The sequence below is a fragment of the Streptosporangium sp. NPDC023963 genome, from assembly GCF_040639135.1.
GTDB lineage: Bacteria > Actinomycetota > Actinomycetes > Streptosporangiales > Streptosporangiaceae > Streptosporangium.
Genome location: NZ_JBEZZK010000007.1, coordinates 375,677 through 389,278, shown reverse-complemented (window position 1 = coordinate 389,278; position 13,602 = coordinate 375,677). Strand labels below are relative to the sequence as shown.

At 67.5% G+C, this 13,602-nt stretch carries 13 protein-coding genes and 1 pseudogene; 8 read left to right on the top strand and 6 right to left on the bottom strand.

Annotated features, from left to right (window positions below; all coding sequences use genetic code 11):
• Positions 1 to 368: 368 nt before the first annotated feature.
• The 3 genes from AB0F88_RS23670 (at position 369) to AB0F88_RS23660 (ending at position 2,777) form a co-directional block, all read left to right on the top strand.
• Entirely contained in the window at positions 369 to 722 is a 354-nt protein-coding gene (locus tag AB0F88_RS23670) for a DUF1801 domain-containing protein (protein WP_362687806.1), read from the top strand.
• A 479-nt stretch (positions 723 to 1,201) separates the two neighbouring features.
• Entirely contained in the window at positions 1,202 to 1,789 is a 588-nt protein-coding gene (locus tag AB0F88_RS23665; protein ID WP_362687829.1) for an RNA polymerase sigma factor, read from the top strand.
• Positions 1,782 to 2,777 carry a CU044_5270 family protein gene (locus tag AB0F88_RS23660; RefSeq protein ID WP_362687803.1) on the top strand — a complete coding sequence of 332 codons (996 nt, stop codon included), beginning with the start codon at positions 1,782 to 1,784 and terminating at the stop codon, positions 2,775 to 2,777. Before AB0F88_RS23665 ends, AB0F88_RS23660 begins: the two co-directional genes overlap by 8 nt.
• Positions 2,778 to 3,009: 232 nt before the next feature.
• Here AB0F88_RS23660 and AB0F88_RS23655 read toward each other — a convergent pair whose 3' ends face one another.
• Positions 3,010 to 3,489 carry a nuclear transport factor 2 family protein gene (locus AB0F88_RS23655; protein WP_362687800.1) on the bottom strand — a complete coding sequence of 160 codons (480 nt, stop codon included), beginning with the start codon at positions 3,487 to 3,489 and terminating at the stop codon, positions 3,010 to 3,012.
• Positions 3,490 to 3,592: 103 nt separating this feature from the next.
• Between AB0F88_RS23655 and AB0F88_RS23650 the strand changes: the two genes are divergently transcribed.
• Positions 3,593 to 4,162, top strand: coding sequence for a TetR/AcrR family transcriptional regulator (locus tag AB0F88_RS23650; protein ID WP_362687797.1), 570 nt, complete (start codon positions 3,593 to 3,595; stop codon positions 4,160 to 4,162).
• A 129-nt stretch (positions 4,163 to 4,291) separates the two neighbouring features.
• On the opposite strand, the gene AB0F88_RS23645 is transcribed toward AB0F88_RS23650, so the two are convergent.
• Both AB0F88_RS23645 and AB0F88_RS23640 read right to left on the bottom strand, forming a co-directional pair.
• Positions 4,292 to 4,735, bottom strand: coding sequence for a hypothetical protein (locus AB0F88_RS23645; protein ID WP_362687793.1), 444 nt, complete (start codon positions 4,733 to 4,735; stop codon positions 4,292 to 4,294).
• Positions 4,736 to 4,835: 100 nt separating this feature from the next.
• Positions 4,836 to 5,516 carry a TetR/AcrR family transcriptional regulator C-terminal domain-containing protein gene (locus AB0F88_RS23640; protein ID WP_362687790.1) on the bottom strand — a complete coding sequence of 227 codons (681 nt, stop codon included), beginning with the start codon at positions 5,514 to 5,516 and terminating at the stop codon, positions 4,836 to 4,838.
• Between the two features lie 88 nt (positions 5,517 to 5,604).
• On the opposite strand from AB0F88_RS23640, the pseudogene AB0F88_RS23635 reads away from it, so the two are divergent.
• A pseudogene (locus AB0F88_RS23635) lies at positions 5,605 to 6,258 on the top strand (DUF998 domain-containing protein); the annotation flags it as partial.
• Between the two features lie 45 nt (positions 6,259 to 6,303).
• Here AB0F88_RS23635 and AB0F88_RS23630 read toward each other — a convergent pair.
• Positions 6,304 to 7,821 (bottom strand): integrase, encoded by a 1,518-nt coding sequence (locus tag AB0F88_RS23630; RefSeq protein WP_362687787.1) that lies wholly within the window; start codon positions 7,819 to 7,821, stop codon positions 6,304 to 6,306.
• 463 nt (positions 7,822 to 8,284) lie between these two features.
• On the bottom strand, positions 8,285 to 8,410 hold the full coding sequence (locus tag AB0F88_RS23625) for a hypothetical protein (protein WP_362687784.1): 126 nt from the start codon (positions 8,408 to 8,410) through the stop codon (positions 8,285 to 8,287).
• A gap of 517 nt (positions 8,411 to 8,927) precedes the next feature.
• On the opposite strand from AB0F88_RS23625, the gene AB0F88_RS23620 reads away from it, so the two are divergent.
• Genes AB0F88_RS23620 through AB0F88_RS23610 form a run of 3 tightly spaced genes read left to right on the top strand, consistent with a single transcriptional unit; the run spans position 8,928 to position 12,361 of the window.
• Positions 8,928 to 9,794, top strand: a complete 867-nt coding sequence (locus tag AB0F88_RS23620) for a hypothetical protein (protein ID WP_362687781.1) — start codon at positions 8,928 to 8,930, stop codon at positions 9,792 to 9,794.
• 9 nt (positions 9,795 to 9,803) lie between these two features.
• The gene (locus tag AB0F88_RS23615; RefSeq protein WP_362687826.1) at positions 9,804 to 10,202 is read left to right on the top strand and encodes a DNRLRE domain-containing protein; all 399 of its coding nucleotides are present in this window, start codon (positions 9,804 to 9,806) and stop codon (positions 10,200 to 10,202) included.
• Positions 10,203 to 10,216: 14 nt separating this feature from the next.
• Complete coding sequence (locus AB0F88_RS23610; protein WP_362687778.1) at positions 10,217 to 12,361, top strand: LamG domain-containing protein; 2,145 nt, start codon at positions 10,217 to 10,219, stop codon at positions 12,359 to 12,361.
• Here the strand turns inward: AB0F88_RS23610 and AB0F88_RS23605 are convergent.
• Positions 12,354 to 13,181: a transposase family protein gene (locus tag AB0F88_RS23605; protein ID WP_362687775.1), complete on the bottom strand. Its 828-nt coding sequence runs from the start codon at positions 13,179 to 13,181 to the stop codon at positions 12,354 to 12,356. The two genes, AB0F88_RS23610 and AB0F88_RS23605, sit on opposite strands and share 8 nt — an antisense overlap.
• Positions 13,182 to 13,602: the final 421 nt, after the last annotated feature.

Sequence of the window (13,602 nt, the reverse complement as noted above, 5' to 3'; positions counted from 1 at the left end):
GTTGTGTTTTTGGTGTTGGGGGGGGGGGGGGGGGCGGGGGGGGGGGCCCCCCCCCGCCCCCGCCCCCACCGCTCGGCGACGTACCGTGTGCCGTCCTCCTGCCGCGACCGTCCCGGCACCGGACGACCCAACGGCCCACCCGAAGCGGCCCGAAGCTGCTCACAGCGGTCCGAAGCGGCCCGAAGCCATGTGAGAGCCGGCGAGGCCGGACGCACCGAAACACGGAGACCAGGCGTCCCGATATATCGGGTATCTCAGGTCTTCGTCCTCCGGCCGGGCTACGCCGCCTCATCCCGCCGATGATCGACCGTCCAGGAATCGGGGACCGCACGATCCAGGTCAGCAAGCGATGTCAGAAAGGTGTGTTCATGAGCAGCGAAGCTGTGGATGAGTTCGTCGAAACCAAGGTCCAGTCGCACCACCGGGAAATCGTGAACACGCTGCGCACGCTCATGAAGGAGTGCGCCCCCGAGGCGACCGAGGTGATCAGCCGCGGGTCACCCGCCTGGCAGCAGGGCCGCAAGATCCTGGCGATCGTCAGCGTCAGCAAGACGCACATAACCTTCGCCTTCGCCCGAGGCGCGGAGTTCGAGGACTCCTTCGGCCTGCTGGACGGCGTCGGGAAGACGACGAGGCACGTCAAGCTCAAGAAGCCGGAGACCATGAACCTGGAGGCCCTGCGCGACTACGCGCGGCAGGCCGTGCGGCTGGAGCAGGAGTAGCCGTCGTACCGGCGCACGCGCTGCCCGCCGCGGCGACGCTCGCGGTGGGCGCGGTGGGCGCGGTGGGCGCGGTGGGCACGGCCCTCGTCGGTCTGATGGGTGGGCCCGGGCATGTGTCTCCCACCACACGCCCGCCCAGGTCGTCGCGGTCGCGGCGGCCGAAGCGGGCGTGGCGTGGGCGGTGCTCGCGCCGGTGATCTGAGCGGGGGACGCCCGCGGGCCTGGACAGGGAACGATCCCGGGAAACGGGACCGCGACCGGGAACGATCCCAGGAAACGAGGCCGGGACCGGGACCGATCCCAGGAAACGGGACCGATCCCAGGAAACGGGATCGGGACCAGGACTGGGACCGGGATCGCGAACGATCCCGGGAACAGAGGCGCGGCCAGATCCATCGAAACAGGGCGTGGAGAACTCGATTCGCGGTACCGGGTGAAAAGGGGTGACCGGACCAAGGAAACGGAGTTCACGCTTGAGTGTGGAAACAGACCTGGACGACGCGGAGGTGATCAAGCGTGCCCGGCGTGATCCCGCCGCTTTCTCGGTGCTGTTCGACCGGCACGCCCCCGCCCTGCACCGTTACGTGACGCGGCGCCTGGGAGACTCGATGGCCGACGACATCGTGGCCGAGACGTTCCTCACCGCCTTCCGGCGGCTCGGGCGCTACGACACCGATTACCGCAATGCCCGCCCCTGGTTGTACGGCATCACCGCCAACCTCATCGGCAAGCACCGCCGCGCAGAGGTCAGGGCGTACCTCTCGCTGGCCAGAACTGGGGTGGACGAGGTGGCCGAGAGCTACGCCGACCGGGTGGAGTCCCGGGTGACGGCCTCGGCGGCGCAACGCGATCTGGTGAGGGCACTCGCCGTGCTGTCGCCGAAGGACCGCGAGGTGCTGCTGATGATCGCCTGGGCGGATCTCAGCTACGAGGAGACGGCGCGGGCACTTGGCGTCCCCATCGGCACGGTGCGCTCGCGGCTGCACCGTGCCAGGAGAAAGACCCGCGAGGCCCTGGGCGGGGTCGATCCGTCCGCCATCTCGGAGGAGGAGACCGGTCGTGGATGACCTGAAGCTGCTGAGTGAGCTGCGGGCGGACGCGCCCGAGCCCGACGCCGACCGTCTGCGCGCGCTGCGGGCGCGTTCTCTGCGCCGCCGCAGCCGGTTCCGGCCCGTGCTCTCGCTGCCGATGGCCGTGACGGCGGCCGTCGCGGTGATCGCGGCGGTGATCGTGGTGGTGAACGACGACGAGCGGCCGGTCGTGCCGCCGTCCGTCACCGTGGAGGCGACGCCGGTGAGCGCGGAGGTCATGCTGAGGAAGGCGGCGCTGACGGCCGAGAAGCGCCGGCCTGAAAGCACCCCTCTCCGTCCCGACCAGTGGCTGTACCGCAAGAGCGTCGTCACGCAGCCCGCCGACGGCTCGACCGAGGTCCAGGAGTACTGGACGCGCTACGACGGCACCAGGCAGGCGACCCGGATGGGCTCGCGCCCGATGGAGACACGGACCATCGGGCCGGACCCGGGTGACGACGACCTGTCCCCCCGGCAGTACGCGGCCAGGCTGGCCAAGCTGCCCACCGACCCGGACAGGCTGCTGGCCCACGTCAAGGGCGACCTGCACTGGAGGGACAAGCCGGACGAGGAGCGCGGTCTCCACGAGCACCCGGACGCGCGGGCGTTCCGAGTGCTGTCGCTCTACCTCGGCCAGGAGGAGTACATGCCGCCCAAGCTGGAGGCCGCGATCTTCCGCGCCCTCGCCAGGATTCCGGGAGTCCGGGTGGACCTCGGCGTACGCGACGCGGTGGGCAGGTCGGGCATGGGCATCGCCTACGAGGTCGGCAGCCCGGGCTACGGCACGCAGCGCGACGAGAACGGCCAGGTCACCGAACGGTCCTACGTCATCCTCGACAGCACGACCTATCGCCATCTCGGCACGCGGACGGACTACCTGCAGGACTATCTCATCAACGGCGAGGTGGCCTTCCGGAAGGGGAGCGCCTTCGTGACCGCCGAGGTCGCGTCGGGAGTCGTCGACGAACCCGGACAGATCCCTTAGGAAGACGACGCCGGACGGGTTCCCCGGGGAGTCGACGCCCGGGGATCGAGAACAGCCGGAGCGACGTCGTCCGGTAGGGGCGTGTCGTCGGTCGTCCAGGGCGACGGTGACGCCGCCGGAGAAGACGGAGTCATGGAGTTCGATCGCCTTGATCTTGAAATTCTCGGGGACGTCGAGGAGCAGGGTCCCGTTGAAGGCGCGAACGCCCAACCGAGCCTTCTCGAGAACTCGCTCAGGACGAAGAGCCCGCGGCCAGCGCGGTGACCAGGCCGTTGAGACGGCCGAAGGCCCGGGCCATGCCCAGGTGGTCGATATAGTCGCGGGACTCGACGATGACGCCGTCACGTACCCGTGACACGAAGGTGCACGGCACCGCGAAGGGACGGCCGCCGAACGAGCCGACGTAGTCGAACTCGAAGACGACCACCTCGGGATCGGCCGTCTCATGGACATGACCCACGGGCTCGAACCGGTCGGCCCGAGCCTGGGCCGGCCCTCCGGCGAAATGCCGGCGCAGCTCGGCACGGGTGCGCAGCGGCGTATCGCCCAGCGGCGCGAACGGGTGCCGGACGTCGGTCTGCTCGGCGTACAGGCCGGTCAGGTGGTCGAGCTCGGCCTCCCGCTCGTGCTCGGTGAGCTCGTCGGCGATCAGGCGGCTGACTCCCGCGGCGACGGCCTGGACGACCTCCGCTGGTGTGTACGGCTGTGGCATGGCATCCTCCCAAGGTAACCGTAGTCTGGACTACGAAAAGCGTACCGTAGTCCAGACTACGTTTAAAGCCCTTAAATGAGATCAGAGATCAGGAGGAGGCCGGATGCGGCAGGACGCACGGGAGAACCGGGAACGGATCCTGGCCGCGGCGGAGGCGGTGTTCGGGGAGTACGGTGCCGCCGGGTCGACAGAGGAGGTGGCCCGGCGGGCCGCCGTCAGCATCGCCACGGTCTTCCGCCACTTCCCGACCAAGGAGGAGCTGATCGAGGCTGCGCTGCTGCGGCATTTCGAGCAGCTCACCGACCTGGCCCACGCGCTCGTCGCCGACGCCGACCCGGCCGTGGCATGGCGCGCCCTCATACGGACGATGATCGAGACCGGCGCCACCAAACTCACCCTCATCTCCCTGGTGGCCGAGCGCGACGAGTTCCCCGCCGGCGCCGTCGCCGCGTCGAACCGGTTGAAGTCCGTGGTCGGCGAGGTCCTGCGCCGGGGACAGGACGCCGGGGTCGTCCGGTCCTCGGTCACGGTCGAGGAGGTCTATCTGCTCATCCGCGGCCTGGCCCAGGCATCGGCGACGACGCCGCCCCCGCCCGACACCCTGGCCCGCGCCATCGACGTCGTCCTCACCGGCCTGGCGCGGCCCGGCCGGTCAGCACCCACCCCCGCCTGACCGGCCATACGCGAGACCGGGAAGAACCCCGCCGCAGCACCGGCCGGACATGGTCAGGACGGGGACGAAGTGGTCGGCTGGGGGCGGGCCGGGGTGCCCTGCGGGGACCGGGAAGAGGTCGGGTGTCGGTCAGTGGTCCAGCCAGAACTGGAGCTTGAGCAGGGTGAAGCCGACGATGTCCGGCGTGAACTCCTCGTGACCGAGAGCCTTGCGGTGGATTCTGACCTGCCAGACGCCGTTCTCCCTGCCGAGGTCGAATTCCGCGCCGTAGGACACATCCCCGGACCACTGGTCAACGGATTGGATCCTTCCGGAGGTCAGGCGCACGCTCCCGGACCAGGTCCTGTCCCAGGTGTCGAGAGCAGGTGGCGGCCCGTCCCAGAGCTCGTATCTGATCAGGCATCTTTCGCTGTCGATCTCGTCGATCGCGATCCCGTCGTCGCCGACGCCGATCCAGCCCTCCTCGTCGAAGGGGATCTCATCAAGGACCCAGTCCTCGTCGACGCATGCGACGCCGGACAGATACTTCGGTATCTCGCGCTCATCGAGGAGCTCGGTGACGATGTTCGCCATGGTCTTCCTGACACTTTCGAGGTCGGGGGCGAGAGTGAGAGGCAGGGCCCGTGGAGGAGACCGGCGCTCCCTTGGTCACATCGGCGTCGTGGACGGCACCTCACCCCCGGTCGTCCCGGTCGGATCGCTCCAGGACCAGGGCGGTGGCCGTGCCGTCGATCAGGGCTCGGAGGCCGTGTTCGAAGGCGTCCTCGCCGAACGAGCCGCCGCTCTCGCGGAACGCCGCGATCAGGGTGGCCTCCATGCCCCCGTCGAGCATTCCGGCCAGCGCCGCGAGCCCGTCCGCGGGCGTGCCCGAGGACGCCTGGCGCTTGGTCTGCTCCTGCAGGACGCACCCGTTGACGTAGCGGGTGAGGGCCGTGATCGTGCGCAGCGCCAGGACCGGGGTGAAGCCGCGGCCGACCATGGCGGTCAGCTCCTCGTCGAACATCCTGATCGTCGCCGGGCTCAGGCTCGCGGCGTTGGCGACGAGGCGGGCGCCGTCGCGGTGGGCGCGCAGGGAGTCGCGGTACGCGCGGGCCCGGCGGGCGAGCCAGTCCTGCCAGGACTCGCCCCCGCGGGGCGGTCCCATCCCGGCGGCCAGGACGATCGCGTCGGCCATCCCGTCGAGCAGTTCCTGCTTGTTGCGCAGGTGCCAGTACAGGGCGGGCGACTGGACGCCCAGCTCCGAGGCGAGCCGGCGCACCGTCAGACCGTCCAGGCCGACCTCGTCGAGCAGCCGCAGCGCCGTATCGATCATCGTCTGCCGGGTCAGGCCGGCCCCCCGCTTGTTCTCGCCCATCGGTTGACACCTTAACAGCGCTAAGGAAGCATGACGGCGGCGCGCACTTAGCGCTGCTAAGGAAAACTCGCGTGCCGGGCATCCCGAGATGCCGGCCGTGGAGGGGAGAGCCATGTCCACCATGCGGGAACAGCGCCTGACCAGGGCGCTGCTGACCTGCGGCGCCGTAGCCGGACCACTGTTCGTCCTCGCGGTCGTGATCCAGGACTACACGCGCGCAGACTTCGACCCCCGGCGGCAGCCGCTCAGCATGCTGAGCCTGGGCGACCTGGGGTGGATCCAGATTGCCAACTTCGTGATCACCGGGCTGCTGAACATCGCGTTCGCGGCCGGGCTGTGGCGGGCGCTGCGTCCGGGCCGCGGCGCCACCTGGGGTCCGTTACTGATCGGCGCGTACGGGACCGGCCTGGTCGCCGCCGGTGTCTTCCGCTTCGAACCGGCGTGGGGCTACCCGCCCGGCGCACCGCGGGGCCTTCCCGACGACCCGGGCCTGGGCTACATCCTGCACGGCGCCGCCTTCGGCCTGGTGTTCGTCTCCCTGGTCGCGGCGTGCTTCGTCTTCACCCGCCATTTCGCCGTACGGGGAGAGCGCGGATGGGCGCTCTACTGCGCGGCCACCGGCGTGGCGCTTCCCGCCCTCTACCTGCTGGCGGGACTGCTGTCGGACGGCGGCGAGAACTCCCGGCCGCTGAGCCTGCTCCTGCGCGCCATCGCGTTCCTGGGCTGGGGATGGGCCGCGGCACTCGCGGTGCGGGTGCGAGGATCACACGCGCCGACCGGCCGGAGATTATTCGAGCAGGTCGCAGAGGTCCGAGCCCAGGTCGTCGCCGACCATGCGCAGGGCGGTCTCGGCACGGGAGGCAAGGGCGATAGGCGAGACCCTGGTAACCAGGTGGGCGTGGGTGAGGCGGTCGAGAGCGGCTCCGACCAGCGGAGCGGTCACACGGAGGGCGGCGGGGAGCGCGACACCCCCGGTGGAACCGCCGTGCAGCACGATGTTGCGGCAGCGGTACAGGCGCCTGAGCGAGACCTCCACATAGAAGCGCACCCGGTCCAGCACACGCCTCTCGTCGGCGAGCAGCTCGCGCAGGCGCAGGACGGAGGCGACGTCACTGCCGGTCCGCCAGGAGCGCACGAGGGGAAGTGAACCTCCGCTCCTCAGCTCGGCGGCGATCACCGCTGCCCGGCTCCGGTTCGACCCGCACGCTTCGAGGCGGGCGGTGAGGTCGTCGCCCTTCACCTCCCGGATTCGGTAGGAGAGCGCGGTGAGCTCGGCGCGTGGCCAGGAGGCGGCGACCAGAGCAGCGGCACGGGCCGCGGCCACCACCTTCTCCCGCTCGTCGGGGTCGCGGGCCTCGGTGAGCAGAGACTCCAGAGCCGCCCAGCCTCCGGCGATCGCGGGCGCGAGCGGCCCCTGGTTGAGCGCGGAGGCGATCTCCAGGGCATCGTCGAGCGTGCTCCTTGCCTGCTCGCCGAAGCGTTGCGTCTCCCCACCGACCACGTAGAGCTGACGTTCGGCGGCCAGCGACAGCACCTGGGCTCCCCTGGCGGGCGGCTGCAGCGGAACCGGCCTGGTCTCTCCGATGACGTACGCGTCACCGAGGGGGAGAACGGGTCCGCTCGCGGCGAATCTTGCCCTGGCCTGCATCCGCTCGACCAGGTCGGAGACGATCTCCACGGCACGGGTGGAGTCTCGCGCCTCGACGGTGAAGACCAGCGAGCCCACGATCCGCTCCGGAGGTTTGAGCCCCGCCTCCGCGATCAACATCTGCGTCTCGGCAACCGCCCGCCAGTGCGGCAGATGCCCGGCCAGTTCCTCGTGTCTGTGCAGGGCTTGGAACGGGACGACGACATGCCAACTGCGCGGCGGCGTGGCGATCAGGGTCGCCGCCTCCGAGAGCAGGTCCGTGGCCGAGAGGTTCTGGCGCCCGTCGCGGAGCCAGCGCTGTAGGCCGGAGAGGCTGTGCCCGCTGTCGAGCAGGTGGGAGGCGACGGCACGGGCGACCCGCTCGGGTGCGGGCGGGGCGTCGACGGCGACGCGGGTGGCCCAGCGGTCCAGGTAACCGGGGCGGGCGATGTCGATGAGGTGGCGCAGCTTGCGGCGTCCGTCGCTGGCGAGCGTCAGGGTGGTCTTGACGCATTCCTGCAGCTCGCGTCGGTAGGTCCCGGACCCCATTGCCGGGTCGTTGCCGAGGAGCCGCTCCATGGTGTGGCGCTGCCAGTCGACCGCGCCCTGCGACAGCACCCTGCGATCGACCCAGATGCCCGCCTCGTGCAGCTCCTCCAGGGCGAGGAGGGAGCTCACATCCCAGAGTCGGCGTGTCCACGGGGTAGTGACGCTGCTGAAGTCGAGCAGCCGGGTCGTGACATGCCGTGAGTAGGCGGACCGAGGATCACGCCCGATGGAGATTGCGTTCATGGCGGCGCAGCCTCGGGTGGGGGAGAACAAGGGGGAAGAAAAGAGGGCGCGGTCCGAAGACCGCGCCCTCAGAGGCGTGAAGCCCCGGGTAAGCATGTGCTCGCTTTCGCGACTCCCCGAATATACCCCGCATCGCGCTGATCGATCGCGATTTTTCGCGAAGCCTCGGCTACCGTCTCGCATCCCTGGGCGCCGGGAGGGGCACGACCTTCTCGAGGCGTGGGCGTCGCCCCACAGCATCCTGGAGCATCTGCGGTCAGGACGATCATCACCAAAGGTTGGGGAGTTCCCGCGGACGCCGGGCAGTGTGGTCATCGTCACCCCGCCCCGTTCCGGTCGATCGTGTTCGTCAACTGACCGGTTTCACGCCGACGAACACGATGAGATGTTCAGAGTGGTCGTTCACCGGATCTTCGCCCAGTAAATCCTTGGCGTTGAGGAGCGCGTGTATGAGCGGTGGGTGCATACGTCTCATCCGTAAAATGTCGATGCCGCTGACCGAATCATTCGCGGGCGGGGAGTATAGGCAGAGCCACCGACATTTTTGACAAGGCTGCTCTTCGTCCAGCAATCGATGCGTCGGTCTGCAGGTTGTATTGGCCGCTTGAGCTGCATGAACAGAGGAGGCACTCAGTTTCGTTTTCGTTTCTATGACAGCTTTCTTTGAACATCGGGCGCCACTTGGAACGCGGAATGTGAGGTCCCCGTTACGCTACCGATTGTGAAGGCTATCCGGTGTCCCCGATTATGTCTTTACTTTCTTACTGGTTCCATGTGAAGATCACTCCGGCCCAATACCGTTTACCGGAAAGGTTAGAGTGAAACCGCAGAAACCAAGACCTGGCGTTCTGTCCCGTAACCGTCGCCGCGCCTCGCTGATAGTCGCAGTGGGGCTGTCCACCTCGCTGCTCGTGGCCCCCGCCGCGGCCGATCCCACCCCAACACCGGCGCCCGTCTCTCCTGTGCCGCGACCGGCCGCCACCTCTGATCCAGTGGAGACAGCACAGCGGGAGGCGAAGCGGCAGAACAAGCAGGTCGAGATCGACGCCCTGAACACCGAGAACTCGACGACAGTGGCCACCAGCAACGGCAAGACGCTGGGCACGTACGTCTACAGTGCGCCCATCCGGGTCAAGAAGGACGGAGCCTGGGCGGCGATCGACACGACCCTGGTGGAGGAGGACGGGATCGTCCGTCCCAAGGTCTCCAAGGTGGAGGTGACCTTGTCGGCCGGTGGTGACACCACGCTGGCCAGGACCAAGACAGGTAAGGGCGAGGCAGCGGTCGGCGCGCCGACCGCGCTGCCCAAACCGGAACTGTCGGGTAGCACGGCCACCTACCGGTCGGCCTACGGCCCCGGAATCGACCTGGTCGTCACCGTCACGCCCACCGGCCTGCGCCAGGAGGTGGTGATCCCCCAGCGCCCGGACGGAAAACTCGACCTCCGTCTTCCGGTGAAGCTGCCGACCGGGGTGAAGTACGGCAAGGACGCGTCGGGCAAGCCGACCCTGCCGACCGTCGACGGCGACGGCAAGGCCGCCCCTCTGACGCCGGCTCTGTTGCTGGACAAGACGGCGGCGAGTCCCGACGCGCCGCCGGACGCCGGGCGGATGAGCACCGTCGCGGCCACGGTGGAGCAGACCGGCAAGGGATCCGTGCTGCGCTACACCCCGGACGAGGCCTTCCTGGCCGACCCCGCGACCACTTATCCGGTCACGCTGCTGATGGACGCGACCCCGTGGTACGGCGCCGGCATGCCTGCCGACACCTTCATCAACAGCGGCACCTGGGGCACGGGTGCCCCCAACCAGTACATGGACGCGCTGGTGGCGGGCAAGACCAACGACGGGGCAATCTAGCGCAGTTACCTGCGTTACGACCTCATCGGCGCGCCCTTCTACGGTCTGGACATCATCAATGCCGCCCTGCGGCCGTGGAACTACATCACCCACGCCTGTGGCGCCGAGGTCGGTGACATCGTTGTTCGCCGCATCACCAGCGACTGGACGATGAGCAGCCTGCGCTGGAACAACCAGCCCTCGGTCACCACCAGCGGCCAGGGCACCAAGGGCAGCGGTGTGGGCCGGGTCAACACCAGCCCGCCTCGATACTGCTCGGACCCGGCTCAGGAGGTCTATTACTCCATCGAGGGCATCGTCCAGGCTTGGGCCAATGGCGATCCCAACTACGGTTTACGGGTCGGTGCTCTCAATGAGGGGGCCCGCTTAACTACCGCGAATACCTCTCAGCGGAATGGGCCGGGATAGATGGCCGTGGGCCGGTGCTGTTCGTCGAGTACGAAGACCTCGACGTGGTGCGGCAATACCCTGACCTTCACGATGTTCCCCCCGCTACGTACGAGGAGGACAAAGCGTGGGCCGAAAGCGGCCAGATGTACGACCACGAGCCTCCGAGTGTGAGCCTTCCCGCGGAGCAGGCTCTCGCTGATTCCATCGATGCGGGCGTCTCAGTGGTGGCCAAGCGCACCGATACTGCCTTCTACCCCGAGGGAACGTCCGATGAGGACCTTGTGTCCGGTATTAACAATCCCGAGGACTATGACGGGGAGGATCCTCCCGGGGAACCGCCGACGCCGAACCCCACTCCCACGCCAAGGCTTCCAGACCGCGTCCTGAACACGAACCCTTCTTTCGAGACGGCGCTCGCTCCCTGGACCATCGCAGACGGTTCTCTGGAGCGTTCGACGGACAGGGCACACGAGACCCAGGGGGTAGCATCCGCGAAGGTCGCAACCGTGCAGGGAAGCGCGCAGACCGTCGTCCGCTCTGAGCCTGACCTACCGGTCACTGCCGATCGCCTTCATGGAGCGACCGGATGGTTCTTTCCCGTGGCTACTGATGTGGAAGTCCAATATGGGATCGACTGGTTCAAAACGGATGGCTCATCAGCCGGGTCCAGCTTGGCCACCCAGACGCTGCCGCGTGATGTCTGGACACAGATCTCGATACAGGAGTTTCCGCCCGATGGGGCGGTGAAAGCCCAGCTCAAGCTGCTCGTCCCAGATCGCGCGTCCGAAGTCGTCACCCTGTACGCGGATGAGCTGAAAGCCCTCGGTCCGACATCTGCTCCGACTCCGGTTCCGGGGTTGGTGGCTGCGTACGGCATGAACGAGGGTACGGGCACGGTGGTGGGTGACGTGTCAGGTAAGGGCAATGTCGGTACGGTGCGTGACACGTCGTGGAGGACCGGCAAGTACGGTCAGTCCTTGTCGTTCAATGGTTCGTCGAGTTGGGTCACCGTCGCTGACGCGTCGTCGTTGCGGCTGGGGACGAAGGCGACGTTGTCGGCGTGGGTGAATCCGGCCACGGTGGCGAATTGGCGGACGGTGGTGATGAAGGACCTTCCCGAGACAGCGAATGCTTCCTACGGTTTGTATGCCTCCAACGGCGTTGCTCCGTCGGGCTGGTTGCGGGCTCAGGGTGTCACCGCGCAGGTCGTCGGGAGTTCGCCGTTGTCGGTGGGCGCGTGGAGTCACGTGGCCGTCACCTATGACGGAAGCACGGCTCGTTTGTACGTCAACGGTGTTCTGTCCAACCATACGCCGGCGACGGGGACGCTGGACAATGAGAACGGCCCGGTTCACATCGGTGGCAACGGTGTTTGGAACGAGTATTTCCAAGGAGCCATCGACGAGGTCCGGATCTACAACATCGCCCAGACCCAAGGGCAGATCCAGGCCGACATGAACACCCCCATCGGCAACCCGATTCCCGCGGCCACGCAGGCACTACGGAGTCCGGCTCCGGGTGCGGAGGAACCGGCCGTGGCGAAAGTGGCGGTGGCACGCTCGGTAGTGGTGGACGGTGTCAGCTTGGCGGCCACCCGCACGCCCGATCTGTCGGTATGGATGTCCGGAGCGGCCGAACGGTCGTCGGCGGAATTCGAAATCGTCGAGCCGCCGTCCAAGCCGTCCAAGGAGAGAAAGCTGATCTGGTCGGGCACGTCCGAGGCGTCCGCCGATCAGATCAAGAGCCTGCGTGTTCCTGCCGGTAAGTTGCGAGACGGCTCGCAGGTGCGCTGGCGCGTGCGCGTAGTCACTGGAGATGCAAAGAGACCTTGGTCGGAGTGGCAGGTCCTGAAGATCGACCTGTCCGCGAAACCGCATGTGGACCAGACTCAGTCGAAGACGGCAGGTGAGTCTTTCTCAGCGAAGTCGGTCACCGCAACGGAGGCGGATGAGATCAAGCGACTGCTCCCCGTAAAGCCGGCTGGTATGAGTCAGATGACATACGCCGAATGCCTGGAAAAGACCAAGAGCAGTGATCTAGACAAGCATACCGAATATCTCAAGAACCGCTTCGACTACTGTTGGCGCGTCCCGTGGCGTGCCCGCCAGTATCGTGGTGGGGTCATGAAGGGGGAAATAGTCGGCGTCAATGAGGTGATCTCAACGACTTTTAAATGAGTCTGCCGTGCTCGAAATGGGTGAGGACGAGTGCGGCGCGGGCGATGTCGCCGATCTTGCTGGGGCTGGCGGTGATGTGCTGCAGGGTGCGCCAGCGTTGGGTGAGGAGAGCGAAGCCGCGTTCGCCCAGGCAGCGCAGTGCGCGTAGCAGCATGTTGCGGGTGCGGGTGTCGACATCGAGGGCGTTGCCGTCGGTGGGTTGGCGGACCGGGATGCGCACGCCGATCCCGGCGCCGTCGTAGCCGGGGTCGGCCAGGATGGGCAGGCCGCGGGCGCAGGCGGGATACAGGGCCGGCAGGACGTGGGTGCGGGCGGCGACCAGGTCGTGGACCGATCCGGGTTCGACGTCGGAGACCCACAACGGCATGCCGTCGGGGGCGAACAGCGCTTGAAGGTTGCCGCCGTGGTGGTGGGCCTTTCCCGAATACCACAGGTCGATGGGTTCGCCTTTGACGCTGGTGGTCTTCTCGCGGCAGCGGTCGGTGGCGATGACGGTGCCGTCCAAAATCAGGTGGGGCAGTTCCTGGGCCTGGGCGTGGCGCAGGCACTGGTGCAGGTCGGGTGCTTGGTCGGCCAGGATCTCGATGGCCTCGTTCAGGTAGCGGTAGGCGGTGGCGCGGGAGATGTGGTGGTCGCGGGCCAGGGCGGTGGGGTCGGTGCGGTCGCGAAACCAGCGCAGGACCAGGACGGCTTGGCCGAAGCAGGTCAGTGTCCGGGTGTCGGCGCGGGTGCCGCGTCGGCGGCGTTCTGCGGCCAGGAGGGTTGCGACATGGCGAACCAGGTCCCGGGAGACGTCGAGCGTGGCACGATAGGTGATCACGTGGAGCTTTCCGGTTGAGGATCTTGTGGTGAGACCTCTTCTACCGGGGGCTCCACGCTCATTTCAGGGACATCGCGACCTATCCCGGTTCGTGCGCGTCAATGGCGTTTGGCGACTTAACACCGCAGATGCTCGGCCTGTTCTCGCTGAGATCACCTCAATTACTTCAGGATCACCACGAACCAGAACAATCGCGATTTCACAACCCGGCGTCACGTGACCATCGTGTCTTCTTTCGGGACTCTGCAGGATGCCCCTCTCTCGGTGAGCGGCAGGGTCGAGAATGCCGATGACCCGGATACGGAAAACTGCATCGGACGTCCCCCGAGCGGGAACAACATGACTGGATTTCACCGGCTTAGCGCATGGAAGCAGGCAGCTGGCACAGACTGGCACGCGACGGACGTCACCGTTAGCCTAA